Source organism: Spirosoma sp. KNUC1025 (assembly GCF_045160025.1).
Lineage (GTDB): Bacteria > Bacteroidota > Bacteroidia > Cytophagales > Spirosomataceae > Spirosoma.
On the sequence record NZ_CP087139.1, the window covers coordinates 1,299,040 to 1,314,414 of the forward strand.

10 protein-coding genes and 1 pseudogene are annotated in these 15,375 nt (G+C 48.5%); 3 read left to right on the forward strand and 8 right to left on the reverse strand.

Going from position 1 to position 15,375, the window contains the following annotated elements:
* Window positions 1–153: 153 nt before the first annotated feature.
* A complete protein-coding gene (locus LN737_RS05700) occupies window positions 154–1,275 on the reverse strand; it encodes a lactonase family protein (RefSeq protein WP_405516980.1) in 1,122 nt (373 codons plus the stop codon).
* Between the two features lie 255 nt (window positions 1,276–1,530).
* Between LN737_RS05700 and LN737_RS05705 the strand changes: the two genes are divergently transcribed.
* Window positions 1,531–2,415, forward strand: coding sequence for a flagellar motor protein MotB (locus tag LN737_RS05705; RefSeq protein WP_405516982.1), 885 nt, complete (start codon window positions 1,531–1,533; stop codon window positions 2,413–2,415).
* 92 nt (window positions 2,416–2,507) lie between these two features.
* Here LN737_RS05705 and LN737_RS05710 read toward each other — a convergent pair whose 3' ends face one another.
* From LN737_RS05710 to LN737_RS05735, 6 genes and pseudogenes are all read right to left on the reverse strand, one after another.
* Window positions 2,508–2,942 carry a nucleoside deaminase gene (locus tag LN737_RS05710; RefSeq protein WP_405516984.1) on the reverse strand — a complete coding sequence of 145 codons (435 nt, stop codon included), beginning with the start codon at window positions 2,940–2,942 and terminating at the stop codon, window positions 2,508–2,510.
* An 11-nt stretch (window positions 2,943–2,953) separates the two neighbouring features.
* Window positions 2,954–3,634, reverse strand: coding sequence for an NUDIX hydrolase (locus LN737_RS05715; protein ID WP_405516985.1), 681 nt, complete (start codon window positions 3,632–3,634; stop codon window positions 2,954–2,956).
* A 74-nt stretch (window positions 3,635–3,708) separates the two neighbouring features.
* Window positions 3,709–5,916 (reverse strand): S9 family peptidase, encoded by a 2,208-nt coding sequence (locus LN737_RS05720; protein WP_405516987.1) that lies wholly within the window; start codon window positions 5,914–5,916, stop codon window positions 3,709–3,711.
* A 6-nt stretch (window positions 5,917–5,922) separates the two neighbouring features.
* On the reverse strand, window positions 5,923–6,444 hold the full coding sequence (locus LN737_RS05725) for a DinB family protein (protein WP_405516989.1): 522 nt from the start codon (window positions 6,442–6,444) through the stop codon (window positions 5,923–5,925).
* A gap of 100 nt (window positions 6,445–6,544) precedes the next feature.
* On the reverse strand, window positions 6,545–8,701 hold the full coding sequence (locus LN737_RS05730) for a S46 family peptidase (RefSeq protein WP_405516991.1): 2,157 nt from the start codon (window positions 8,699–8,701) through the stop codon (window positions 6,545–6,547).
* A 458-nt stretch (window positions 8,702–9,159) separates the two neighbouring features.
* Window positions 9,160–10,499, reverse strand: a pseudogene (locus LN737_RS05735) (NAD(P)/FAD-dependent oxidoreductase).
* A gap of 223 nt (window positions 10,500–10,722) precedes the next feature.
* On the opposite strand from LN737_RS05735, the gene LN737_RS05740 reads away from it, so the two are divergent.
* Window positions 10,723–13,125: a TonB-dependent receptor domain-containing protein gene (locus LN737_RS05740; protein WP_405516993.1), complete on the forward strand. Its 2,403-nt coding sequence runs from the start codon at window positions 10,723–10,725 to the stop codon at window positions 13,123–13,125.
* On the forward strand, window positions 13,125–14,054 hold the full coding sequence (locus LN737_RS05745) for a DUF4249 domain-containing protein (protein ID WP_405516995.1): 930 nt from the start codon (window positions 13,125–13,127) through the stop codon (window positions 14,052–14,054). The genes LN737_RS05740 and LN737_RS05745 overlap by 1 nt, the downstream gene beginning before the upstream one ends.
* Window positions 14,055–14,105: 51 nt before the next feature.
* On the opposite strand, the gene LN737_RS05750 is transcribed toward LN737_RS05745, so the two are convergent.
* Window positions 14,106–15,209 (reverse strand): chorismate mutase, encoded by a 1,104-nt coding sequence (locus LN737_RS05750; RefSeq protein ID WP_405516997.1) that lies wholly within the window; start codon window positions 15,207–15,209, stop codon window positions 14,106–14,108.
* Window positions 15,210–15,375 lie beyond the last annotated feature (166 nt).

Consider the following 15,375-nt stretch of genomic DNA (forward strand, 5'->3'; position numbering starts at 1 on the left):
TGATCTCAAACGAATGTTACAAGGTCTTTGGCTACAATAAGAATATTCTGCGTCAGACAACAGGCATAAGATTAGCAACGACAACATATACGATACGGGCAGTGTGATGATAGAAATGCCCGCCCGTTACAATTTCCATTACGTAACAATGAATCAGCGCCTAGCCATGATAACACAAACGGCAGCCGGCACCTTTACAGATTGGCCGGTATAGGTTAGTTTACCCGTTTTTTGGTCTCGTTTGAAAATAGTGATGTTGTCAGAATCCTGATGAGCTACGAAAACAAAATCTCCTTTCGGGTCAATCAGGAAGTTACGGGGCGTTTTTCCCTCTGTAGGCTGGTCGCCAATTTTTGTCAGTTTGCCATCATTACCAATGGCGAAAATGGCTAACGTATTGGCGCCCCGATTTGATTGATACAGGAACTTGCCCGATGGATCGATATGAATGTCGGCGCTGGTATTCTGCCCCGAGAAACCGTCCGGAAGGGTCTTTACGTTGTCATCGAGCAAGGTTAACGCTCCCGTTTGTGCATTGCGGGAAAAAACTGCTACGGTTGAGGTCAGTTCTTCGACCAGATAGGCATATTTACCATTAGGATGAAACGTAAAATGGCGAGGACCTGAACCCGGTTTGACAGTGGCGTAGGGTGTTGATGCCGGTTTTACTTTGCTGTTCGTTACGTCAATATCGAAAATGTTAAGTTTATCCGTGCCCAGATCAGCTACGTAAAGAAAGCGGTTGTCGGGGGCAAGCGTCGCTGAGTGAACGTGTGGTTTTTCCTGCCGTTGCGCGTTAGGCCCTGTACCCGCATCCTGAACGCTATCGGAAGCCGCGCTTAACTGGCCATTACTGCTGATCGGAAAAACAGCCAGACTACCGCCCCCATAGTTGGAAACGAAAGCCGTTCTTCCCGTTTTATCAATGCTTACATGGCAGGGGCCTCCACCAAGTGTTGACTGACTGTTCAGAAACTGAAGTTTTCCGGTGGCTTTATCAATCGCATAGGCACTAGCTCCGCCTAATTTGTCCGGCCCTTCATTAACCGAATATAAATAATTGCCGGAGGGGTGAATCGCTAGGAACGACGGGTTTTTTCCATTGGAGACCGACTGTATCTGTTGCATGGCCCCTGCTTTCCGATCAAATTCAAAGACGTAAATCCCTTCGCTTCCCCGAACGGAATACGTACCAACATACATGATTTCTTTCGTCGATTGGGCCTGAGCAGTTATACTCATTCCCGCCAGAAGACTCATTAAAAGCGTTTTCATAATTTGACTAATCATCTGTTTAAAGAAGTACGTATGATCGATAAACTACCGGCCTATGCTACGAGGATTAGGGATAAATATACCTTTTAAAAAATTTTAGGTCGCCAATAAGGAAATAATACAATTTGTGGGTTTTACATGAACAGTAATTTTTAGGTGGTATATCAGAATCCCTTACTTTTGTGAAACAATTGGTCCGGGTATCGGACTGCTGACATTAACCTAACTTTTGTCTTCCAATTCTATAACTATCTTATGAAACGCGTTTTGATTGTTTTTGCGGCTGTGGCAATGCTGGCTTCCTGTAACAGTAAGAAGCGACTGGCCGAAATTAAATCCTTGCAAGAGGCTCGTGACAAAGCGGTTGCGTCATTGAATGACTGCGATCAGCGGACAGCGGACCTTCGCAATCAGTTGTCGGCGAAAGATACTGATCTGCAAGGTAAAGATAAGCAGGTGTCTGACCTGCAGGCGCAGATTGATTATCTCAAAAAGACAAATACCAACCTTCTGGACCGGATGTCGGACTTGTCGATTGTGAGTAAGTCGGGTGCTGAAAGCATCAAAAAGTCGCTCGAAACCCTGAACGAGCAAACCAAATACGTGAACAACCTCAATACGTCAATCCAGCGGAAAGACTCGCTAAACCTGGCGTTGGTAATGAGCCTGAAACGGTCGCTGGACGATATCAATGACCAGGATGTACAGGTTGAGGTGAAGAAAGGTGTTGTTTATGTATCGATCTCCGACAAGCTTCTGTTCAAATCCGGTAGCTATGATATCACCCCAAAAGCTGAAACCGTACTGGGTAAAGTAGCGAAGGTGGTGAATGACCATAAAGAGCTGGATATTCTGGTTGAAGGTCATACGGATGCTGTCCCCATTGCAACGGCTTCTATCAAAGACAACTGGGACCTGAGCGCCCTGCGTGCTACGTCGGTTGTGCGGATGCTGCAAGGTAAATTCGGCGTTGCGCCTGAGCGTTTAACCGCTGGTGGCCGTTCTGAATTTGTGCCAAAAGATGACAACATGACAGCCGCAGGCCGTCAGCAAAACCGTCGGACGGAGATTATCATCACGCCAAAACTTGACCAGTTCTTCAATCTATTGTCGAGCGGGCAAGCAGGCGGTAGCAAATAATGTGCTTTCGTTATACTATAAAAAAAGCCTTAGCTGGTATAATCCAGGCTAAGGCTTTTTTTATTGAGTACAATTCTGAAAGCTGACAGTGTTTACAATTCCCCAATATCCTCGTTCCAGATTTCCGGTTTGGCGGCAATGAACTGGTTCATCATCTCAACGCACTCAGGCAGGTCAAGATCAATTACTTCGACGCCATGCTGTTCCATAAATTTGCGGGCTCCAGGAAAGGTCCGGGATTCACCAACGATCACTTTCGGGATTTTAAACTGCACAATGGTTCCGGCGCACATATAACAGGGCATTAGCGTCGAGTAAATAACCGTGTTTTTGAAGGAGCCCACTCGCCCGGCATTGTTGAGGCAATCCATTTCGCCGTGTAAAATCGGGTTGTTTTCCTGCACGCGCTTGTTGTGACCCGATGCGACAAGTTCGCCATTTTTTGTAAGGGCTGACCCGATTGGAATGCCGCCCTCATTCAAACTTTTACGGGCCTGACGAATGGCCTCCTGCATGAATTCATCCATAAAGTTTCGGTTTACAAGAGTTTTATCGTTTCGTAATCGCCTACATACTTCAGATAAAGAAAATTGAGCAGTAAGCCATTCACATTGGTAATTAGCTTTTGCGACTCCGGCAACGTAGCTACTACCGTAATAATACGTTCATGTTCGGCTTCACTACCCATATTCTTAAGGTGATAGGCCATGATGTCGTCGCGAGCCATTTCTTTTTCCAGAAAGAAAAAATGCATGCCTTCGTCGCTGGTGCCCGTACTGGGGTACCAGGCACGTGGATTCAATTTGGTTAATTCACTGGCAGTAACGGTCAGGCCGATTTCTTCACCGATTTCACGGGCTGCTACGTCGTCGGCTGCGTCGCTGGCGTCGACCATGCCCGCCGGGTGTTCGTAGGTTTGCGAGCCGTCGGCAATGCGCCGTTGCTTAACCAGCACAACATACTTTTCTTTCGTTTCTTTATCGATCAGGCAAACCAGCATGGAAGCGGCATGACCCTTCAGAAAAAGAGCGGGAGGAATCTTGTCGCCTTCGGGCGTATCGGCATCCACTTCCAGCATCGCAAATAAAATCTCGCCATTGTGCCGATAGCGTGTGTAATACTCCCTGATGTCATTGATTTTCATGCCGTTGGCTTCCATCTGGCCTTTCCAGAATCGGAATTTATGCGCATCCTCCAGCGCTTCTTTTTGTTTTGACATACTGATTGATCTGTAAGGCGAGTGCAACCCGCTACTAGTCTGTTTGTAGTACCAGGGGCAGGTTTTCGATTGAATTATTTAATGGCCGTTTTCGGGGCGTCGGGACCAACGTAACGCTCGAAAAATTCATAAATCCGAAGCAGCCGGTCGATACGTTGACGAACATTTCCTGACCGACTTAGCTCATGCGTAGCGCCGGGCATACGGACATATTCAACTGGCCGACCCAATATTTTCAGGCTTTTGTAAAGCATTTCGCTTTGAATAGGTCCGGTACGAAGGTCGTTTTCGCCGTGTTTGATCAGCAGTGGTGTTTTAATGTTATGCACGAACGTGTAGGGCGAGTTGGCATCCAGCACCTTCGCATCGGCCGACCAAGGGTAGTCAAAATAGTTAGGGATGAGCCGCCAGGCATTTCCTTCGCCCAGAAACGTAGTGAGGTCATAAACACCCCGTTGCGCAAAGGCGGCTTTGAAGCGATTATCGTGCCCCACAATCCAGGCCGTCAGGTAACCCGCGTACGATCCGCCAGTAATCACCTGTCGGCTGGTATCGACCCAAGCTTCTTTGGCGGCATCGGTTTCAGCGGCTAGTACGTCTTCGGTAGGGCCCGTGCCCCAGTCTTTTATGTTGGCCCGCTGAAAAGTAATGCCGTAGCCGCCCGAACCGCGCGGGTTGGCATAAACAATGCCGTAGCCCTGCGCACACATGTACTGAAATTCATGCCACATCGACGCTTCGCCCGGTCCCCACATGGCCGTAGGGCCACCGTGCATGTTTAGCAACAAAGGGTATTTCTTGCCGGATTCAAAAAAGGCAGGCTTCATGATCCAGTAATCGACGGTTTGTCCAAGCGAATTTTTGTACGTGCGCTTTTCGGGAACGCTGAGCTGTTTTTGCGCCACCCAATCGTTGTGATTACTCAGTTTTGTCTGGTTTTTAGCCGTTGCGTCGGTTACGTATAGTTCCGACGGATTTGTTATTTCTGTTCGGGCCAGTACAATCTGGTTGCCTGCTACGTCAAAACTGGTAACTCCTTTCTCAAACTCTGTCAATTGAGTCACCTGCCGTGTAGCCGGGTCGAGACGATATAAGGGCACCCCCCCGTTGGAAGAGGCAGTAAAATAAATAGCATAAGACGGCGCTGTTTTTCTGCCTTTTGCCTGATTTGGCAATTCCGTCCAGGTCAGATTCGTTGCCGCCCGGTCGAACGTAACAAGCTGGATAGTTGAAGCGGTTGTTCCATTTAGTGTGGCCAGGCCAATCTGTACGGCATTAACGCCCGACGAGGGAGTCACTGAAAAAGAAAGTTGCCTGCCATCCGGCGATATCTCCGGCGACCCATAACTTTTGCCAGCTTCAGTCAGTACGGTAGTGATCGCCCTTGAGCCATTTGCCGGAACAAATACAATGGCATTATCCTGTTCGCGGTCGGGATGTTTGAGCGTATCACGATCCGTTACGGCCATTAGGCCCTGCCCGTTTGGCAGCCAGTTTGCCGCCTGAAACGACGTAAAACCCCGGGAAATTGGCCTGGCCGTTGCGCCTTCCTGCACATCAATAACATACAACTGCGTAAACCCGAGTTCGGGCTCTGTTGTGGCTTCGCCCTGGAAATTAAGCCGATTGATGACTTTCGCTTTTTTATCCTCTACGTCCTTGTTCAGATAAGCACGTATTTCAGCCAGTGACCCATCCGGATTCGGTTTTATCTTTTTGTCGGTGAGCAGAAAGTCGTTGTTGCTGAAGCCCGGCTTTTCCATCGACCAGGCTGGTGTTCTTTTTCCCGGATTCAGAACGCTGTCTTTAAGCATTTCGCTCATCGTTACGCTCACCATGAAGGCGATTCGCTTGCCATCCGGAGACCATTTTGGACTGGAAGACGAGTAAGGCCCACTGGTCAGTTGCCAAGCTTCTCCACCCTCGAGCGGCATAATAAATACCTGCGATTTGCCTTTCACGGTGCGGGAAAAAGCAATCTGCTTTCCATCCGGCGACCAGGTTGGCTGCCGTGCCGACTCGCTTCCGTGTGTCAGTGCTTTTGAATCGCCCGGCTTCAGGTTGGTCAGGTAAAGGTGAGTTTTGTATTCGTATTCCTCTTTCTGATCAGGGTTTGGTTCAATGGTGGTGAGGGTGTAAATCGCTCGCTGGCCATCGGGAGCCATGTCAATGCCACCCACCTGCTTAATGCGAGTGAGGTCGGTTACGGTTATTTTCGATTTTGTCTGGGCGCAGACTAGCTGCGCCGATAAGGCGATGAGTAGAAGTGTTTGTTTAAGCATAGTTTGTTATGAAAGTAGAGGTAGGTATCGTTCCCGAATGATATTGGCATGATGGGTAGCGTGACCGACCAGCACGAACCCTAAAGCCAGCACTGAAATGGTTTGGTTAAAGGCCAGGCCACTACGTAGCAGCATGTCCTCATCGAAACTTTTATACAAAGCAATGCTTGACTGCCTGACGGCTGCATACTCATCATACAGATCAGCAATAGTTCGGCTGACAGCGTTCGTATTGTAACCAAACAACACTTCGTCGTAGCCCGGAAGCGCTGTTTTGTCGTTACGGGCAAAGCGTAGTGCACGGTACGACATAATGCGCTCGTTGTCGATAACATGCTGAATAATATCCTTCACTGTCCATTTGTCGGGCGCGTACCGCAGATCACCGAGTGCTTCGAGCGTTTTTGCAGGCACCAGATTCTCAAACGTAGCACCCTGGGTTAATGCATCAAGAATCAGTACGTTATCGGCGAGATTAATGTATCGGTCGAAAAACTGAGGCATTACAGGAATTTCAGACTTGGTCATAGGAAGAAAGTTTACGGTTTACGAGATACAGATTCTGGCGTTCGCTTTTGCGTTGCTCCCTAAATTCCAGAATCTGTACCCTGAACGCCCAAAACTACAATTATTTCTTTACCGACGTAGTCTTGCCAGGCGTACCAACCAGTTCGTTGATAAGCCGGTCAGCTTTATAGATGTAGCGCATGGCAGCTATAATACCCCCCGTGTGGACAGATATGGTCCGGTTGGCATCGGGCACGAAAATGAATTCACCCGGCAGGCTTTCCATGTTGCCGTCGAAAGCCAGCCCAACGGCTTCCCGGTTTTTGTTGATCATCGGGCTACCCGAATTGCCACCTATAATATCATTCGTTGAAATAAAGCACATGGGTTGTTTCAAAAACTTGGCTGGTGGGTTTTTCCAGCGAGCGGGCAAATTCCAGGGGGCCTTATCGTTAAATGAATAATTTCGGTCGTACAAACCCGCAAACGTTGTCAGAATAGGCGCTTTCGTGCCATTATAATCATAGGATTTCACGACTCCGTCGTTGATGCGCAGGGAGAACGTAGCATCGGGCGGAACAGCCGTACCATACACATCATACAGCATATGCCCCAACTGACCCCGTAGAATTTCCTGTCGCTGAACAAGCTGACGTGCCTGACGGGCGGCCGCTACGTAACGCGGGAAACCAACCCGAGCCAACGCCAGGAGTGGATCTGTAGACGAAGCAACAGCGTTCGGACGGGTCATCAGTTCGTTCAGAAAAGCAGGGTCGGTTAGTTTGGTATTCTTGATCAGATAAGCCGCGGCTTCTTTTGGCGTTCGGGCAACACCACCCGCACCAGTCAGTGCCGCTTTTACGTAGGGGTCATCTTTACCTAAATTGGTCTGTGCATCGGCAAGGTGAGCGGCCAGATAGGCTTCTTCCAGAGCCGTACTTTTTACGGCTGGAATTTCCAGCATAGAGCGTGCACGTTCGGCATCCTGCGGCCGAGTGGCCAGCAATTCACTAAACTGCGTAACGACATTAGCAAAAGCCAGTAATTCGCCCGTAGTACGATCGCTGGGTGCCAGATAATTCGCATCTCTAAACAGACTACGTAGCTGAGCCGTGTTGTCCGCAATTTCATCCCAGGTCTTGAGTTGGTCAGCGGGCAGGTTTTTAGCTTTTGCCGCAGATTTAAACTGGTTTTCAAAAACGACTTTTCTGGCCAGCAAACTGGCATCGCGTAGTCCGGCCAGTTGCCCACCATACGCTTTCAGGCTATTTTCATAGCTAAATATCTCATTCAGAATACTGTCATTCTTCGCCGTCTGATTATAAGCCTGCAACGCATTCACCCGGCTGCGAAGAAGCTGAATGGTGGCGGGAATCTGCAAATCGCGGTCAAATTCGAGTTCGGCTACGGTCTTGAGCCGATCCGTATGGCCGGGGTTTCCAATCACGAAAATAGGTTCTCCATCGCGAACGCCATTGGGGTTGAATTTAAAGAAATGCGTTGTTTGCAGAGGCTTACCGTTGTCGTACACACGAAAAAACGAGCAATCGAGTGCGTAACGTGGGTATGTAAAATTGTCATAATCGCCCCCAAAGAATCCCAGGGCTAATTCGGGCATGAAAACCAGCCGAACATCTGTGTAGCGTTTGAAGCCGTACAATGCGTAGCGGCCGCCGTTATAGAACGTAATGGCTTGTAGTTCAAGGCCCTTCCAGCCTTCCTTCGTACTGTATTCCTGTTTGATTGTCGAAAAAACCTGCTCACGAGCCTGTAACTGAGCTTCGTCGGATTGAGTCTGAGCGGATTCGACGCCGACCATGGCAGCCTGAACGCGTTTGGTGATGTCTTCGATCTTTACGAGCTGATCAACGAACAGGCCATCTACTTTGCGCTCTTCAGCCTGTGTTTTGGCAAAAAAACCCGTTGCATTTAAATCTTCGCCTTTTCGCGTTACGCCCGTTCCCGACTCGCGGGCGCAATGGTGGTTGGTCATAACCAGCCCATTGGCCGAGACAAATGATGCCGAACAGTAATCAGCAAACCGTAATGAGGCCAGCCGGGCTTCGTCAAACCACTTTTCGTCGGCTGTGAAATTGTATGTCTTCTTGAAAAAGGCTGTAGGTGGATTATCGAAGGTCCACATCTTCCCTAAATCCAGTGGACCACCTTTAGTACTGTCGGTGAGGTTGTCGGAAACAGATTGGGCTGTAGATAAGCCAATTGACAGGGCCAGGAACAACCCTGTGACGATTGTGGCGCGAGAATTAATATGACTCATTAGTCTAATCAGGAAAGTTGGTGTTACTTAATAGAACGTGATTTTGTGTCAAACGTTTTGTTAACCCCCGCAAAATGCCTGCCTGTCAGAACTTTAATTAAAGCTTAATCAACAGGATTTAATCGATAAGTACTATAGATTATCTAATTCATGAATTACACAAAAGAGTAATACAGTCATGAAAACATCAAAATTGTCTGGATTCCTGATAGTGCTGGTACTCCTTGTATCAGTCAGCAGTTGTACAAGTTATTACAATGGCCGCCCCAATTACGGTCGTCATTATGGGTACCGGCATCCCGTGCATTCTCGGCCGGCCTCTCGTCCGTATGGTGGTTATTACGGCCATCCTGGTTGGTAAATGAATAGTGACTTGCTATAAAAAAGGGTGCCTATCAAACTGATAGGCACCCTTTTTTATAACAAGTCAATGCAAAGCACAAACTTACATTGGCTTGTTAGCTCATTTCGTTCTGAGTGACCATTTCCTGCCCAACTTTGTCGTCTTTTCGAACGAAAGGCCGGATGATGATACGTGTTCCGCGTTGATATGTAAACAAACGGTATATCCAGTTACTGAATACAATCAACTTACTGCGAAAGCCGACTAGATACCAGATGTGTACGAATAACCAGGCCATCCAGGCAATAAAGCCGCCCAGATGAACATTTCCCGGCAGGTCGGCCACGGCCCGACTACGCCCAACAATTGCCAGCGACCCTTTGTCAAAATATTCGAAGGGTGTAGTCGGTTCGTTTTTCATGAGCCGACGCAGGTTTTTGGCTAAATGCTTGCCCTGTTGAATAGCAGGCTGCGCTACGCCCGGATGCCCTTTCGGATAATCGTCCAGTTTCATAAAAGCGATATCCCCAATGGCAAAGACATCGGTTAAGCCCTGCACCCGGTTGATGGGATCGACCAGAATTCGCCCTTTTTCGGTGGATTCAGCCGGGATACCGTCAATCAGAGCGCCCGTTACGCCAGCGCCCCAGACCAGTGTCTGCGTTTTTATCTGCTCTCCACCTTTGAAGGTTACCGTTTCGCCGTCATAAGATTCGACCAGCGTATTTAATTTAATAATTACGCCCAGATCTTCCAGATACCGCTGTGCATTTTTCCCGGCTTCGTCGGACATAGGTGGCAATACCTTACCTAATCCTTCCACTACGTAGATACTCATCAGGCTGAAATCGAGTCCCGGATAATCATTCGGCAGTACGTGTTTGCGCATTTCGGCCAATGAGCCGGCCATTTCGATGCCTGTCGGACCAGCACCGGCTATCACGAAGGTAAGCAGGCTCTTGCGTTCATCAGGGTCGGTTGTCACACTAGCCTGTTCAAAACACTGTAGGAACTGACTGCGAACGTTAAGGGCTTCGGGGATGGTCTTCAGCGGAAACGCATATTTCTGAATCTGCTGATTACCAAAGAAATTAGACTTCGAACCCGTAGCAATCACCAGATAATCGTAATGAAGGTCCCCAATGAGGGTCGTTACGGTTTTTGAAGCCGGGTCAATTTTACTGACACGTACCATCCGATAGTGGAAATCATCGAAGTTATCGAACATTTTGCGAAACGGCTCGGCAATGGCGTCGGGCTCCAAACCGGCGGTGGCTACCTGATAAAGCAGAGGCCAGAAGCCATTGTAATTTTGCTTGTCAAAGAGCACCACCTGTACGTCGGCGTTACGTAGACTTTTGGCCAGATTCATTCCCCAAACCCGCCACCGATGATGACGACGCGTGGTTTGCTGGTGTCCGGTATATTCAGCGAAAGTTTATCGAATTGAAGCATGATGGTTATGGCGTCTGCACGAAGCTGGTTCTGTCTTTAGTACCTTATTGTCAGACGTTTTGTTTTACATACATAACAAAAAAGAACGGCTTCGGGTGCTGCTTCAGCGAGTGATATACGATTTCCGGCTCAGAAATGGTTAATAAATAGATAGCTGTCTTCAGCGGCCTTTTTACGGGGTTTAGACGCTATGATGTCTTGATTGCTTTGATTCTTCCACTGTATGCATTTAGGTTTATTTAGCCTGCTTTTTTTGTTTTCGTGGTATTCTGGTTGGGGGCAGGCGCCGACTGCTCGTTTTACGGTTAGTGGGTACGTTCGTGAAGCGGGTAGTCAGGAAGCGCTGATTGGCGTAAACGTGTATTTGCCAGGTACCACAACGGGCACAACGACCAATACGTATGGCTTTTATTCAATTACCTTACCGGCTCAGGATAGCGCACGCCTGGCTTATTCATTTGTAGGGTACGAAACCGTAGAGCGCACCCAGGCACTGCGAAGTAACCGGACGCAGAATGTACTGCTCATGCCCGGTCGCCAATTAACGGGAGTCGATGTAAAAGCGGGTTCGTTGGTAGAAAAAGTGAGCGAAAGCGCCCAGATGAGCTCCATTGACGTACCCGTGTCGCAAATCAAGAAAATTCCGGCTTTTCTGGGCGAAAAGGACGTATTGAAAGTGCTGCAGCTGATGCCCGGTGTTCAGAAAGGCTCTGAAGGGCAGACCGGCATTTACGTTCGGGGCGGTGGCCCAGACCAGAACCTCATTATTCTGGACGATGCTGTCGTTTATAATGCCAATCACCTGTTCGGGTTCTTCTCGGTTTTCAACGGTGATGCCATAAAAAGTGTCGAATTGATCAAGGGCGGTTTTCCGGCTCGTTATGGTGGACGACTTTCTTCGGTCATTGACCTGAACATGAAAGATGGCAATCGGGAGAAGCTGCATGGCGAAGGTGGCATTGGGCTGATTGCTTCGCGTTTGATGCTCGAAGGTCCCTTAACAAAAAATAAGAAAGGCTCTTTTCTGGTATCGGGTCGGCGAACCTACCTGGATGTAGTGGCGGCTCCTATCATTGAAGCACAGACGAACGGTCAGACAAAGGCGGGGTATTATTTCTATGACCTGAACGCCAAAGCGAATTACGATTTCAGCCCGACCGATAAACTTTACATCAGCGGGTACTTTGGCCGGGATCGATTCTACGCCAGCGATAAAGTTCAGAATACCGATACGGGCCTGAGCTGGGGCAACGCTACCGGTACGCTTCGCTGGAACCACCTGTTCAGCCAGAAACTTTTTTCAAATGCGTCGCTGATTTTCAGTGATTATAAATTTCAGATTTCGGCGGTAGAACGAGGTACGAACGACGCTGAAACGTATTTATTACAGTATAACTCCGGTATTCGGGATTTCGGTCTGAAATACGATATCGATTATTACCCGTCGCCACAGCATTCGATACGTATGGGTCTTCAGAGTACGTATCATCGGTTTACGCCGAGTGCTGTGGTCCTGCAAAATGCGGTTATTAACCAGTCAATCGATAATGTCAGCAACATTGACGTACTGGAATCGGGTATTTATGCTGAAGATACCTGGCGGCCCAATAACCGTTGGCGGCTGAATGGCGGACTTCGGCTGAGTTATTTTAAAGGTGAAAATATCGCCTACGTCAGACCCGAACCGCGTCTTTCGGTAGCTTATACACTTAAGCCCGATTTATCGGTGAAAGCATCCTATGCGCTGATGAATCAGTATGTTCATCTTCTGTCAAACACAGGCATCGGCCTGCCTACGGATTTGTGGGTGCCTACAACAGACCGGGTTAAACCTCAGCAATCGCAGCAGGTAGCGGTAGGTATTGCCAAAGACTTCACCGATAAGGGACTAACTCTGACCGTTGAAGGGTATTACAAGGGCATGAACAACATTATCAATTATAAGGAAGGGGCTAGTTTCCTGCTCATCAACGACCCGACTCAGGCGAACAGTGTGCGTTGGGAAGACAACGTAACGGCCGGTCGAGGTTGGTCATATGGTGCGGAGTTTCTGTTGCAGAAAAAAGTCGGCCGGTTTTCGGGCTGGGCGGGCTATACACTCTCCTGGACCCAATGGCAGTTTGCCGAGTTGAATGGTGGAAAGCCGTTCTATCCGCGTTACGACCGTCGGCACGACGTTTCCCTGGTTGGTATTTACGAACTCAACAAACGCATTACGTTATCGGCTGTCTGGGTGTATGGTACTGGCAATGCGCTGACGGTACCTGTTGGACGCTATGACACGTACCGACCTTTCAATACGTTGGTTTATGGGGGAGGGCCGGGGCTTGTGCAGAACCTTTTCACGCAGAATGTTCGAACGGTGGATGATTACGGAACACAGAAAAATACCTTTCGAGCCGAGCCTTATCATCGATTTGATGTGAGTATTCAGTTTCATAAGCAGAAAAAGCATCACGAACGCACGTGGGAAATCAGTTTTTACAACCTCTACAATCGTCGAAATCCGTTTTTCTACCGACTCGAATCCGTAACAGCCACTGCTACTGAGCCTGCCCGAACGGCTTTATTTCGATATTCTGTGTTTCCGATTGTACCAGCCGTTAGTTATAACTTCAAATTCTGATGCTATCGATTCTGCGACTATATCGCTATATACGGCCCACGCTGTTTTTCCTGATTGGAATGAGTTTGCTAATCGGCTGCTCCAGCTTACGAAATGAGGTCGATCCGGCTATGTTGGGCGTTCAACCAACCAAACTGGTAGTCAGTTGCTTTATCTCTCCTCAGGATACGACCTTAGCCGTTAAAGTAACCCGCTCCAATACGGTAGTTGGCGACAGTATTAGTCTGCTACAAACGGGAAACAACGTAACAAACGCTACCGTTACGCTCGCTGAAGGCAGCAAATCAGTTGTATTGCCCTATAATAATGTAGTAAAAGGCGATACCGTAAAGAGCCGTCTGTATTATAGTGTCAATGCCCGGTTGTTGCCTATTGTGGTAGGGCATACCTACACGCTTACTGTGGTGGTCAATGGTGAGCGGGTGAGTAGTAGTTGTACCATCCCGGCCGCTGTGCCGCTGACATCCATTACGCTCGATTCGTTAAGTCGTCGGTATTATGTGCTGGCCCGTTGGCAGGACCCTGCCGGACAGGCCAATTATTATCAGGTCGCTGGTATTTTTCGGTACATCACCAGCACCTGCAAAGCCTGTCAGAATGAGAGTTATAGTACGTTGTCTTTCGATGATGATAATCGGGGATTATTCGATGATGCGGGCGTTGATGGACGTGAAAAAGTTTCGGGTAAAGCCTATTTAACTCCTTCAGCCACCAACAACTTTTACAACCAATATAAAACCGCCAGCGTAACGGTAAACCTGATGAGTGTCGATCAGAGCTTTTATCGCTTTCAGGAAGCGGTAATTCGCCAAAGACGATCACGTAACAATCCCTTCGCCGAGCCCGTCCTGATTCCAAGCAATATCGAAGGCGGACTTGGGTGCTTTGCAGGCTACAATAATGCCACGAAGACGTTGACGTTAAAATAAGAATAGCCGCCTTCTGCCAGAAGGCGGCTATTCTTATTTTAACGTTTATGCTTATGCGCTTTGAGCAGCGCTATGGATAATTTCCGTTTGTTTCCGGATTGATTCCATGTGGATGATTTTGTAAATCTCTTCCACTAATTCAGGATACAAACCTAGTTTTTTACCCAGTTCAGTACGTGTTTGCAGGATTTCTTTCCAGCGCTCAGGTTGGAACAACGTAACGTTGTTGTCGCGTTTGTATTCAGCTAACCGTTCTACCAGCGCCATACGAGCCGCCAGCATCTCAACAATCTGCCGGTCTACGTTATCGATGCTCCGGCGCGACTGCTCTGTAAAGGTCTGAAAATCCCGGTTTGACGATTCTACCTGCCGAATTTCCAGATGATCGAGCATTTCGCCGAAAGCGGCTGGCGTTAATTGCTGAGCGGCATCACTCCAGGCTTTGTCAGGATCGATGTGTGATTCAACAATCAGGCCATCATAGTTAAGATCCAACGCCATTTGAGCCAGCTCGTTTAGGTAAGCACGCTTACCCGCCATATGGCTTGGATCACCGATAATTGGCAGTTGGGGGAAGATCGATTTAAGCTCGATGGCCATTTGCCACATCGGGATGTTCCGATATTTACTCGCTTCACCCGTAGCAAAGCCGCGGTGGATAGCACCCAACTTTTTGATACCGGCTCCGGCGATACGTTCGAAGGCACCCACCCAAAGAGCCAGATCCGGGTTTACCGGATTCTTGATTAATATGGGAACGTCAACACCTCGAAGTGCGTCAGCAATTTCCTGAACGTTAAATGGATTAACCGTTGTACGGGCTCCTATCCACAAAATATCTACCCCATATTTTAACGCCAGGTCGATGTGTTCGGGCGTAGCGACTTCTACCGCAAACGGAAGACCCGTTTCGGCTTTAGCACGCTGAAGCCAGGGCAGAGCGGCTTCGCCCATGCCTTCGAAACTACCCGGACGGGTACGTGGCTTCCAGACTCCAGCCCGGATAACATGGACAGCGCCCAGTTCTTTTAACTGGCGGGCGGTCTCAACTAGCTGATCTTCAGTCTCGGCACTGCATGGCCCAGCAATGATCAGGGGTTTGCCGTTGGTCTCAATCCACGATCCCAGCGGCTCTACGGCTAAATCTACTTTCATACTAGGGGTAATCTACGAGTAATACCTGTACTCTATCGGGAACTTTCAATCGATTTTTATGGTATATTTGCATAAGGAACCAGCTGAATCTCAAGCCGGTTCCTTCATTTGTCTAAAAGGGTTTTTAATTTGTTGAAATAAGCCGCGCCGGGACATTAACTGATTG

What these genes read in the sequence shown, in the direction of transcription:
- LN737_RS05700 (WP_405516980.1), bottom strand. Translation starts at nt 1,275, where the DNA reads ATGAAAACGCTTTTAATGAGTCTTCTGGCGGGAATGAGTATAACTGCT.
- LN737_RS05705 (WP_405516982.1), top strand. Translation starts at nt 1,531, where the DNA reads ATGAAACGCGTTTTGATTGTTTTTGCGGCTGTGGCAATGCTGGCTTCC.
- LN737_RS05710 (WP_405516984.1), bottom strand. Translation starts at nt 2,942, where the DNA reads ATGGATGAATTCATGCAGGAGGCCATTCGTCAGGCCCGTAAAAGTTTG.
- LN737_RS05715 (WP_405516985.1), bottom strand. Translation starts at nt 3,634, where the DNA reads ATGTCAAAACAAAAAGAAGCGCTGGAGGATGCGCATAAATTCCGATTC.
- LN737_RS05720 (WP_405516987.1), bottom strand. Translation starts at nt 5,916, where the DNA reads ATGCTTAAACAAACACTTCTACTCATCGCCTTATCGGCGCAGCTAGTC.
- LN737_RS05725 (WP_405516989.1), bottom strand. Translation starts at nt 6,444, where the DNA reads ATGACCAAGTCTGAAATTCCTGTAATGCCTCAGTTTTTCGACCGATAC.
- LN737_RS05730 (WP_405516991.1), bottom strand. Translation starts at nt 8,701, where the DNA reads ATGAGTCATATTAATTCTCGCGCCACAATCGTCACAGGGTTGTTCCTG.
- LN737_RS05740 (WP_405516993.1), top strand. Translation starts at nt 10,723, where the DNA reads ATGCATTTAGGTTTATTTAGCCTGCTTTTTTTGTTTTCGTGGTATTCT.
- LN737_RS05745 (WP_405516995.1), top strand. Translation starts at nt 13,125, where the DNA reads ATGCTATCGATTCTGCGACTATATCGCTATATACGGCCCACGCTGTTT.
- LN737_RS05750 (WP_405516997.1), bottom strand. Translation starts at nt 15,209, where the DNA reads ATGAAAGTAGATTTAGCCGTAGAGCCGCTGGGATCGTGGATTGAGACC.